Annotated in this window: 10 protein-coding genes; all 10 read right to left on the bottom strand. The window is 30.4% G+C overall.

The features are described 5' to 3' along the window. Positions 1–126 precede the first annotated feature (126 nt). Positions 127–1,383, bottom strand: coding sequence for a glutamate-5-semialdehyde dehydrogenase (locus tag HMPREF1552_RS05485; protein WP_039901253.1), 1,257 nt, complete (start codon positions 1,381–1,383; stop codon positions 127–129). Between the two features lie 59 nt (positions 1,384–1,442). Further along, the gene (proB, locus tag HMPREF1552_RS05480) at positions 1,443–2,585 is read right to left on the bottom strand and encodes a glutamate 5-kinase (protein WP_021744129.1); all 1,143 of its coding nucleotides are present in this window, start codon (positions 2,583–2,585) and stop codon (positions 1,443–1,445) included. Between the two features lie 90 nt (positions 2,586–2,675). Continuing rightward, a complete protein-coding gene (locus tag HMPREF1552_RS12545; RefSeq protein ID WP_021744128.1) occupies positions 2,676–2,819 on the bottom strand; it encodes a hypothetical protein in 144 nt (47 codons plus the stop codon). Positions 2,820–2,925: 106 nt separating this feature from the next. Then, positions 2,926–4,368 (bottom strand): alpha-amylase, encoded by a 1,443-nt coding sequence (locus HMPREF1552_RS05475; protein ID WP_021744127.1) that lies wholly within the window; start codon positions 4,366–4,368, stop codon positions 2,926–2,928. A gap of 27 nt (positions 4,369–4,395) precedes the next feature. Then, positions 4,396–5,151, bottom strand: a complete 756-nt coding sequence (gene kdsB, locus HMPREF1552_RS05470) for a 3-deoxy-manno-octulosonate cytidylyltransferase (protein WP_039901259.1) — start codon at positions 5,149–5,151, stop codon at positions 4,396–4,398. A 327-nt stretch (positions 5,152–5,478) separates the two neighbouring features. Continuing rightward, a complete protein-coding gene (locus HMPREF1552_RS05465) occupies positions 5,479–6,951 on the bottom strand; it encodes a D-alanyl-D-alanine carboxypeptidase family protein (protein WP_021744125.1) in 1,473 nt (490 codons plus the stop codon). 34 nt (positions 6,952–6,985) lie between these two features. After that, positions 6,986–7,645, bottom strand: a complete 660-nt coding sequence (gene nth / locus HMPREF1552_RS05460) for an endonuclease III (RefSeq protein WP_021744124.1) — start codon at positions 7,643–7,645, stop codon at positions 6,986–6,988. A 36-nt stretch (positions 7,646–7,681) separates the two neighbouring features. Then, positions 7,682–8,344 (bottom strand): TraX family protein, encoded by a 663-nt coding sequence (locus HMPREF1552_RS05455; RefSeq protein WP_039901251.1) that lies wholly within the window; start codon positions 8,342–8,344, stop codon positions 7,682–7,684. A gap of 262 nt (positions 8,345–8,606) precedes the next feature. Continuing rightward, entirely contained in the window at positions 8,607–9,308 is a 702-nt protein-coding gene (rlmB, locus tag HMPREF1552_RS05450; protein WP_021744122.1) for a 23S rRNA (guanosine(2251)-2'-O)-methyltransferase RlmB, read from the bottom strand. A 470-nt stretch (positions 9,309–9,778) separates the two neighbouring features. Then, positions 9,779–11,368, bottom strand: coding sequence for a glycoside hydrolase family 57 protein (locus HMPREF1552_RS05445; protein ID WP_021744121.1), 1,590 nt, complete (start codon positions 11,366–11,368; stop codon positions 9,779–9,781). Positions 11,369–11,474 lie beyond the last annotated feature (106 nt).

The raw sequence follows: 11,474 nt of genomic DNA, 5'->3' as shown, positions 1-11,474 counted from the left end.
TTTTTTTTTTTTTTTTTTTTGAATTATATTTAATATTTTTTCACAAAAAAGTATCTATTTAAAACAAAAAAGCCCAATAGGTTTCTTTCTATCAGACTTTTTCATAAATTTATATTCTTTTTCTTACTATTCCCTTATCTGCCCTTCTCCTCTAATCACATATTTCGTCGTAGTCAGCTCTCTTATTCCCATAGGCCCACGAGCGTGCAGTTTTTGCGTGGAAATTCCGATTTCTCCACCAAAGCCAAATTCTCCTCCGTCAGAAAATCTTGTAGAAGCATTTAAATAAACGTTCGCTGAATCTACTTCGTTTAGGAATTTTTCAGCATTTTCTATAGATTTTGTCAAGATTGAGTCGGAATGGTGCGTTCCATGATTATTTATGTATTCAATTGCTTCATCTATGTTTTTAACTAATTTTAGTGACATTATTAAATCTAGATATTCAGCCCCAAAATCTTCTTCTGTTGCCAATTTTACATCTTTTCTGTTTCCAACAATTTCTAATGCTTCTTTGCTGTACCTTAGCTCTACACCATCTTTTAAAAGCATTTCTGTTAATTCTGGCAAGATTGCTTTTGCAATGTTTTCGTGGATAAGTGTTGTTTCGATGGCATTACATACGCTTGGACGTTGTACTTTGGCATTTTCGATGATTGGTAATGCCTGTTTTATGTTGGCTGTTTCGTCCACAAAGATGTGACAAATTCCTGCACCTGTTTCTATCATTGGAATTGTTGCGTTTTCTATGATAAATCTTTTTAATCCTTTTCCCCCTCTTGGGATAATTACATCAATATACTTGTCTGCACGGATTAAGTCCTTCACAAGTTCCCTTTCTGGCTTTTCTACAAGCTGAACTGTATTTTTTGGCAATCCGTGAGCATCTGCAACTCTATTTAATAAATTATTCAAATAAATATTTGAATTCAGGGCATCTTCTGACCCACGTAAAATTATCGCATTTGAAGATTTTATTGCAAGTCCTGCCGCATCTACTGTAACGTTTGGACGAGATTCGTAAATCATTCCGATTACTCCAAGCGGAACTCTTTTTTTTACAATATTCATTCCATTTTTATGGTTCCATCCTGTAATAACTTCTCCAATTGGATCTGGAAACATAGCCATTTCACGTAAACTTTGAGCCATCGCTTCTATTCTGCTGTCTGTAAGTTCCATTCTATCCAGCAAAGAAAATGCCATTCCATTTTTCTTACCATTTTCCATATCTATTTTATTCGCAGCCTTTATTTCTTCTTTTTTATTTATCAGTTCCTCTGCTATTGCAAATAATACGTCATTTTTAGTTTTTGTTCCAATTTTCAAAAGTTCCCTTGAAGCGGCTTTTGCTTTTTTTCCAAGTTCTTCTATATAATTCATATTTTCCTCATTTCTTCTTATCATTCTGTAAAACCATGTTAAAGTATTTATAATAATTCTTATTTTCTCATAACAACATTGTCAATATGAATCACAGCATCGTCATATTTATATCCTAAGATTTCTTCTATATTTTCACTTTTTTCCCCTTTTATCAAGTCTATCTCTTCTGATGAATAATTTGAAATTCCTATTGCAATAATATTTTTTTCTAAATCTTCTATTTCAATTACAGCCCCCTTGTCAAAGATTCCTTCTATATGTTTTATTCCTACAGATAGTAAGCTTTTTCCATTTTTTAGGGCTAACTTTGCTCCATCATCAATAATTAATACCCCTTCTTTGTTCGTTCCATAAGCAAGCCAGTATTTCCTGAGACTAATTTTTTTATTCTTTTTTACAAAAAGTGTACCTATATTTTCCTTTTCCACAATCCTAGTAATATTTCCTGGATCATCTCCACTAGCAATTACTAGATTTATACCTATTTTTGTTACCATTTCCGCAGCAATAATTTTTGTTATCATTCCACCAGTACCAAATTTTGAGCCTTCAGTTCCTGCCATCTGTTTTATATCTTCACTAATATCCCCAACCATATTAATCAGGTTCGCATCTTCATATTTTCGAGGATTTTTGTTATAAAGTCCATCAATATCTGACAAAATAATTAATAAATCTGCATCAATCAATCCTGAAACAAGTGCTGACATCGTATCATTGTCTCCAACCTTGATTTTCAAAGCATTAGATACAATTGCATCATTTTCATTTATAATTGGAATAATTTTTCTTTTCAAAAAAGCATTACAAACATTTCTCATATTCAAGTACCTTTTTCTATTTGAAAATTCCTCTTTTGTCAATAATAGTTGCCCGATTATCTTGTTATGCTCTTTAAAAAGAGTTTGATAAATTTGCATAAGTGAAACTTGTCCAACTGCTGACAGCATCTGTTTTTCTGCCAAAGTTTTAGGCTTTTCACTTATATTAAGCAGTCCCATTCCAGCTCCAACTGCACCAGAAGTTACAAGTATTACATCATATCCTTTATCTTGTAAATTACTTAGTTCCAGCACAATTTTCTTTATTTTTTCAATATCTAGATGTCCATCTTCAGTCGTAAGTGTAGAAGTTCCAACTTTTACGACTATCCTCTGTATATTTTCCAAGATTTTTTCTCTTGTATTACTATTTTTCATATTTCCCCTATTCTCCTGTTTAACATTTTTGTGTATTTTGAATTTTTAATATAAGGGCATAAAATTCTATGCCCTTAAAATTTACTCAAACTATTTTTTCAATTTATTGCAAAGACTTGTATTTAAACAAGTGTACCCTCCAGCAACAGCTCCTGCTCCCAATGCTACAGCAGTACAAGAACTCAAGCTCATAACCAATACAATTATTACTCCTATAATTTTAACTTTTCTCATTTTTCTTACCTCCAATTTTGGTTTCTTTCTTAAAATAACCTAGAAAGATTCATATTATTTTAACATTTATTTCTTTACAACCATAGATAATTTCAATATTTTTATCTTAACTTTTACGTATCCACACAGAAATTTTTTCAGGTTCAACTTTAAAATTGGCATTTCCTTCCTCATCTATTGTAATGTCTTCATACCCACTACCTGTAACTTCCTGCCAAACTTCTCCTACTCTTTCTCTTCCAAGCTCAATTTGTATTTCTTCTTCCTCTTCAGAATTTGAAAGTACGGCTACACATCCAGTCCATTCATCTCTTCCCGTTCTTTGAATTGCAATTACATTTGGATTATCCAGATAATTTATTTGTTCTCCATAAGCATGTATTCTTCGTACTTCCAGAAGTTTGTCAATTATCCATTGATGCGGGCTTTTTTCTCCTCCCACTCCGTAGTAATCGCCATAAAACAGGCATGGATAGCCATCTTTTGATAATAATATTATAGCATATGAATGGGGAATAAACCAGTCTTCCACTTGTGATTCTAAAGCACTTCCTTTTTGAGAATCATGATTATCCACAAATGTTACCGCTGCCATGGGGTTTGTTGCAACTATTGTATGTTCAAAAATTTCTCTTAAATCATAATCCTTTTTCTTTTTAGAAGCATCATACATATTAAAGTGTAGTCCAACATCAAACAAATCAGTTTTATAACCAACATTATCCAAATATTCCTTCAATTTTTCCAAGTCATTTCGCCAGTATTCTCCAACAGAATAAAATTTTTCTCCGTAAGCTGCTCTTACTTGTGTCAAAAATTCAGCTATAAACTCATCTTTTATGTGTTTTACCGCATCCATCCTGAATCCATCAATTTTTAATTCATTTACAACCCATTTTCCCCAACGGATTACTTCCTCACGTACTTCAGGATGTGAAAAATCAATATCGGCATTCATCAGATAATCATAATTCCCAAGTTCAGAGTCAACTCCCTCATCCCAGTCCTTGTTTTCCCCAACAATTTTATAAATTGCAGTTTTACCAGTTTTATTATCAAAATCTACTCCATCGAAAAGATTATAATTCCACTTGAATGCAGAGTATTTATCATTTCTTCCAGGAAAAGTAAATTTTGTCCAGCCTTCTATTTCAAAAGGCTCGGTTATTTCCACGGTTCTGTCTTCAGGATCAACTTCTATTGCCAAAAAATTCTCTGTTTCATCAGCTCCGCCCTTATGATTCAAGACAGCATCCAAATACACATTTATATTGTATTTATGAAGTTCTTCTATTGCTTCAATCAGTTCCTGCTTTGTACCATATTTCGTTCTGACAGTTCCTTTCTGGTCAAATTCCCCCAAGTCCCATAAATCGTAAGCACCATAACCGACATCTGCTTGTGAAGTTCCTTTATATGCTGGTGGAATCCATACTCCACTTACTCCAATTTCACTTAGGTGCCTTGCATCTTCCTTTAATCTTTGCCAATGTTTTCCATCATTTGGTAATTTCCACTCAAAATACTGTATCATTACTCCATTTTCCATTAAAACATCCTCCTTTTACAATATTTTTCAGCTTTCCAGTTTTATTCCCTTTTTTTCTATAAATTTAACAACTTCCTTCAAATCTTCTTCTGTATCCACACCTATTACGTTTGAATCAGTTTCCAAAACCTTTATTTTATATCCATTTTCAATAAACCTCAATTGCTCAAGCGACTCTATCTTTTCCAAAACGCCGTCTCTTAGATTTTTCAGTTCATTTAAAAATTTTGCTGTATATCCATAAATTCCAATATGCCTGAAATATCTTATATTTTCACTATTATTTTTATCACGTTCGTATGGAATTACTGAACGGCTAAAATAAATGGCATTGTCATTAAAGTCTGTAATTACCTTTACGTGATTCGGATTTTCAATTTCATTTTGAGTTTTCATTTCCTGCTTCAATGTAACAATTTCCGATTTTTCATCTCTATAGTTATTTGCCAGAATATTAATCGATTCAATGTCAATTAATGGCTCATCTCCCTGAATATTTATAATAAAATCGTAGTTTTTGTATTCATTTTTATTAATAACTTCTATTATTCTGGAAGTTCCATTCTGATGATTTTCAGCTGTCATAACCACATTCCCGTTAAATTTTTTTACTGCCTCAAAAATTCTCTCATCATCAGTAGCCACAACAATCTCATCAATATCAGCATTTTTTGCTCTTTTGTAAACCCATTCAATCATAGTATGCCCGCAAATATCCTTGAGTGGTTTCCCCTCAAACCTGCTAGATGCATATCTTGCTGGTATAACTCCCAATATTTTCATAACCATTTTTCTCCTTTTTTTCAACAATTTTATAAAATTACAATAATTCTCTTTTTTTAAAACAAAACTTATAAACTATACTATATATACTAAGTTCCTTTTAAAAAATAATAATAAAATTTTATATTTATATAAATTAACAGCACAATCTTGTAAAAAATACTTTAATTCAAGGATTTTTTTATTTTTACTATTAAAATAAAAAATAGAATTAAATCTCAGATAAACTTAAATGTATTTTACCACATTTTCATCTAAATTACATTATATTTATATCAGATAAAAAAAAAGAGCCGTTTCATTTCTAAACAGCTCAATTTCTATCTTTTATGCAAGCCCAAGCGTTATAAATCTCAAAATACGTCTAAATAGAGATAACTGTTTATAATCATTCTGTGCCACAATATCAACAGTTCCTACAACCTTGTTATCATTTGACAGAACTTCAAGTTTACCTATTACATCTCCTTTGGAAATTCCTTCTTTTTCAGCCGAGACTTGTAAATCTTTTACTTCAAATTTATAATTTGTATTATCAATCTGGTAGACATTTGTTGATAAAACACCTTTTATTTCTTTTGCTTCAGCATTTTTTATCTTAAACTTTTTATTAATTTCCTGTCCTGCCTTGTAAACTGGTATCATACGTTTTTCCAGCTGTGTAAATTCCTGCTCTTGATCTTCTGTTCTGGCATTATCACTCTTGTTTCCTAATGTTACCGAGATAATTTCAAGATTCCCTATTTTACTTGATACAATCATGTTGTAACCAGCCTGTGCATGAAATCCTGTTTTTAAGCCGTAAATACCAAACTGGTCTAAAAGATGATTTCTATTGTTGTAAACAACATCTTCACCTTCTGAATTTTGCAATACCAACTCTGATTCCTTCATCCATGCACGTAATCTTTCATCTCTTATAGCTCTATTTCCAAGCAAATACATATCATATGCTGTTGAAATATCCATATTTTTATTTGTCATCGAAGACGGCAATCCTGCTGGTGTATAATAACGTGTATCATTCATTCCCAGTTCTTTAGCTTTATCATTCATTAATTTTACAAAATTATCAATATTTCCTTTTCCAATATGATGTGCAACTAAATATGCAGCATTATTTGCTGAATAAATAATTTCTGCACGAAGTAAATCTTTTAATGTATAACAATCTCCAGCCTTTGCATTCAGCCAGCTTCCACCCATATTTACAAATTCAGGTGTAAAGCATATTTTATCATCTAACTTTGCATTTCCCCTGTCAACCTGTTCCAATGCCACTAAAATATTCATAACCTTTGTAAGTGAAGCTATCGGATGCTTCTGTCTTGACATTTTTTCCTTTAAGACTTTTCCATCTGTAGTGGCAATAAATTTTATAACCTCTCCGTAATAATGTGAAGCTCCTTCATGTTCATGTTCTATTGCCTTTACAAGTTTTCTTCTGTGCTTTGTTTCTTCTGAATTGCTATCTTTTAATGCACTAGTTTTATTTTGCCATTTTTCAGATTTACTCTTCCAATTTGATGATCGATTTTGATTATTTTCAGTATATTCATTATATTCCTCATGCTTAGAATTTCTTCTTTTTTTACCGTGTCTAAAATGTTTTGAATACCCTCTTCTTGTTGCCTGTTCTATTTCACTAGAACCATCTTCTCTTGTTGTAGAATTTTTACTTTTCTCCTCCTTGACAGTAATCCCCTCTTTAGATGAATCTTGCTCTCCTTCTGCATAGATAAGAACAGCAAACAATGCCAACACTCCAAAAATCAAAACTCTTTTTATCTTTTTAACCATTCTTTTCCTTTCTACATTTATTTATACTAAAAATCTATTTACTAATTCCTTTTTTCTTTAAATTATCTAGATTATATTTACAGTAGTCCTTGATTTCACATATATTACATTTGGGCTTTCTTGCTATACATTTATCCCGCCCATGTAAAATCATATAATGCGAATACACAAACCAATCTTTTTTGGGCACAAATTTCATGAGTTCCCGTTCAATAATCTCAGGATTATCATTTTTTACAAATCCTATACGGTTAGATAATCTCTTAACATGAGTATCAACAACAATTCCTTCTCGAATATTCCAAAGCTCTCCAAGAACAACATTTGCAGTTTTTCGTCCGACACCTGGCAATTCTACAAGTTTTTTCAAATCCTTTGGAATTATATCATTATATTTTTCAAGCATCATCTCAGCATTTAATTTTATATTTTTTGCCTTATTCTTATAAAAACCTGTTGATTTTATATATTTTTCAAGTGTTTCTAAATCCATTTTTCTAATGTCCTCAGGTTTTCTAACAACTTTAAAAAGCTCCTTTGTAACAATGTTTACACGTGCATCGGTACATTGAGCTGATAAGATGACTGCTACCATTAGCTGATAAGGAGTCTCAAATTCTAATGCAGCTTTTGGATTGCCAAATTTTTCTTTTAATATTGGAAATATCTTTTTCAATCTTTCCTTTTTTGTCATTTTCCCTCTCCAAAAATTTTTATGAACACACTAAAACTATCTGATATTTCTTATTCCTTCTAAAATAAGAAAATGTATCGGATAAAATAAATAAAAAAAATATTTCATACTTCTTCCTTTTTTTCCATTATACATAAAAATAAAGATTAATGAAACTATTGAAAAAAACTGTGTTTTTGTTAGCTTAAAAATATCGGGAAATAATAAATTAAAAGTATTTAATATAAGAAAGTTCATTAATATACAAAATTTACTATTTCTAGAAATATTAAAATTTACAATTAATAAAATTCCGTATGCCCCATAATCCATTTCAAGCCATTGAGAAATAAATAATATAAAACTCATCAGAATAATTTTTATTATCCATAAAAATATCTGATTTTTTATGTATTTTTTCTTAAAATTAAGTATATAAATTGTTAGAAGTCCTAAAAACAATGTAAAGAATATGTTTATAGGGTATTTATGACCAAATATGATAGATGGTATTTGTATACCTATTGCAAAAATAAGAAGTCTATATAAATATTTTTTTAAATTTCTAGTATGTACATATCCTTCACTTAGCGTAAATGCAAATATTGGAAAAGCAATTCTCCCAACAATATTTAAAATCACATTTCCACCAATAATATAATGATAATGATCCACAAACATTGCTATTATTCCAATTATCTTTAAAATAAATAAACTCAATTCATCTCCTAAATTCAATTATCTACACTTAATTTTTACTCACAGTAATTTCCAAAATTCCTTTTTATTTTTTTAACTTAAAAATCTCCTAAATCTAAATATTTTACATAAAAAACTATCTTTTTCTATGATAAATTCCAATATTTAAAGAAATTTTAAAAAAACTATTATATTTAATAATATCATTTTTTCACTTTAATTTCAAGAATTTTTTTTGTAGATTTGGAGCAAAAATTAAAGACGTATTATTTATCAAATTTCATTAATTTTTCGACATTTCTGCCAATATTATCCCTCCAGCCACAGACACATTCAACGAGTTTATTTGACCCTTCAAGTGTATTTTTACAATCTTGTCGCAATGTTCCTTTACTTTTTTACGCATTCCATTTCCTTCGCTTCCAAGCACAAGACATGCTTTTTCTGGGTAATTTTCCTCATAATAATAATTTTGCCCGTCAGCTTCTGCACCGTAAACTGTATATCCATATTTTTTTAATTTGTCAATCGTATCAGAAATATTTGTAACTTTTATAATATCCACATGCTCAATTGCTCCTGTCGATGATTTTACAACAGTTTCCGTAACTTTCACACTATTTCTGTCTTGAATAATAATCCCATCCACTCCAAAGCACTCTGCACTTCTTATAATCGCCCCAAAGTTTCTTGGATCCTGAATCTGATCCAGCACAACTACTCTTGACTTTTCTTTTCTCAAAAACTTTTCCAAAAACGCAGAAAAATCCATATAATAATCAAATTCTGAAACAAGTACCACAACCCCCTGTGAATTTTCAGTCCGTCTATCAGTATAAAAAATCTTTATATTCCTTTTACTTGCCAAATTCAATATTTCCTTGATTGTTTCCTTCTTTATCTTCTTATAAATTTCCAGTTTCTCAATATTTTTATCCGATTTCAATACTTCAATTACCGGATTTATACCTATTATCTTCTCCATTCTTTTTTCTCTCTTTCTATTATTATCTATTAAAAATTTTTTTCTACTATTAATTTCTATTTATTAAATTATTACTTTCAAATTATTTTGATTGCTATTTCCCTTTATTTCGCAACAATGATTATTTGAATATATACAAATAATCATAATAGCAAAAGTGCTACGCATTATCCCTGACTTATCTGAGGGGGTTTTTTTAATAAAAACTAAACAAAATTCGAAAAGCGAGGATGCAAGGGCATGGCGTTTGATGCCCTTGCTTAAAATAACCTCAAAAATAAAATTTTAAAAATAAAAATTATTAATAAAAACAACCTAAAATTAGAAAAAATAATTTTTCTCTTTTAAATATATTTTATACTAATTTAACCTCAAAATCAAATAAAAATATTTACCAATTTAATTAATATAAAAAAGGAATGCTCTTATAAAAAACACTCCTTAAATTATATTAATTTTTATTATTTAAATTATAACCAGTCACTTCTATACATTCTGTATTCAATTTCAGGAAAGATATTATCTCTACTTTCGATTTCATTTATCCATCCTTCATCTAATCTTCCATTTTTGAAATCTTCATAAATTTTAAACAATCTATGGACATGATCACTTATTTTTTTGTGAGCATAACCAACCATTGTTCCTGTGTACATTATAAATTCCCAGCAAGAAGTCTGTGCCATCAATAATTCTCTTGCGGCCTGATTTAATGCTCTGTATTCCAATTCATTGTATGGCTCTCTTCCGTTTGCCAGTTCTATCATTTTTTGTGCGGCTTTATGTAGATGTCTGTATGCGTAATCATTTGAGCCATCGATCCAAACGTCATAATAACCGTTTGCTCCCCAGCTTGACATACTTACGTCAACTATTTGATTTGTAGGATATAATTCTAAATATTTGTATGGTGTTATTGTAGAAAAATTAGATTCTGCTATTGCTCTGAATACCCATTCTAGGAATATTGGTCCTTCATACCACCAATGACCGTATAATTCAGCATCATAAGGTGATACTACAATAGGTTTTCTATATTTCATTTTTGAAGCGAGGTATTCTATTTGTTTTGAACGGTTGAAGACAAAGTTATAGGCATGTTCTTTTGCCCTTTCTGCTGCTGCCTGTGGATTATAAACAGCTTTGTAAGTTCCTTTTTTATCTGTTATTGCATGATATTTTATTCCAATGTTTCTTCTTACTCCATCACTATGCAAATAAGGCTTTACAAGTTCATAATCCAGTTCATAACCGGCATCTTTATGAAATTCACGGTAAAGTCCATCTCCAGGATAACCTGATTCAGAACTCCAAACTTGCTCAGACGACTCTAAATCTCTTGCAAATGCAGCTACGTAGTTTTTTGTGTAGACTGGTGAATAAATACCATAAACTGGACGTGGATTACTGTGCATAATCCCATGTGCATCTACTAAAAAGTATCTTATTCCATGTTTTTCAAGGAATTTATCCTGTCCTGGATAATAAGCACATTCAGCTAGCCAAATTCCTTTTGGATTTCTTCCAAAGTTTTTTATATAATCTTTTTTTGCCATAAAAACTTGAGCATTTACTGCTTCAGGATAATCCTTCATAACTGGTAAAAATCCATGTGTTGCTGTAACAGGAATAATTTCAAGATTCCCCTGATCTTGAAATTTTCTAAATGCTCCTACCAAATCTCTATTGTATTTTTCTTCAAATACTTGTTTCGCTCTTGTATTAAACCATAAATTATGTTTTGCAACATTTAACATATCAGGATATGGACTCAGTCTTTCCACTTCATTTTCACAAAATTCTATCAATTTGTCTATATGACGAATATATCTTTCTCTTAATAACTCATCATTTAACATATTTACAAGCGTCCCAGACATTGTGATTGTTATATTCCAAGGAATATTATCCCTTGTTAAGCTTTCAAACATTTCTAGTAGAGGAACATACGTTTCTGTAATTGCTTCATATAACCAATCTTCTTCCAAAAATTCTTTATACTCTGGATGTCTTACATACGGCAAATGTGCATGTAAAACAAGACTAAAATATCCATTCATAATTCTTCCTCCATACTCTATAAAATTTTTATATATTATATTTATACCACATTTTCCTACAAATTCAAAATTTTTTTATTACGAAAATGGAAAAACAAAAACATTA

The sequence above is a fragment of the Leptotrichia sp. oral taxon 879 str. F0557 genome (assembly GCF_000469385.1).
GTDB lineage: Bacteria > Fusobacteriota > Fusobacteriia > Fusobacteriales > Leptotrichiaceae > Leptotrichia > Leptotrichia mesophila.
Note: the sequence above shows the minus strand (reverse complement) of the source record. Positions and strands in the feature narration are given on the sequence as shown.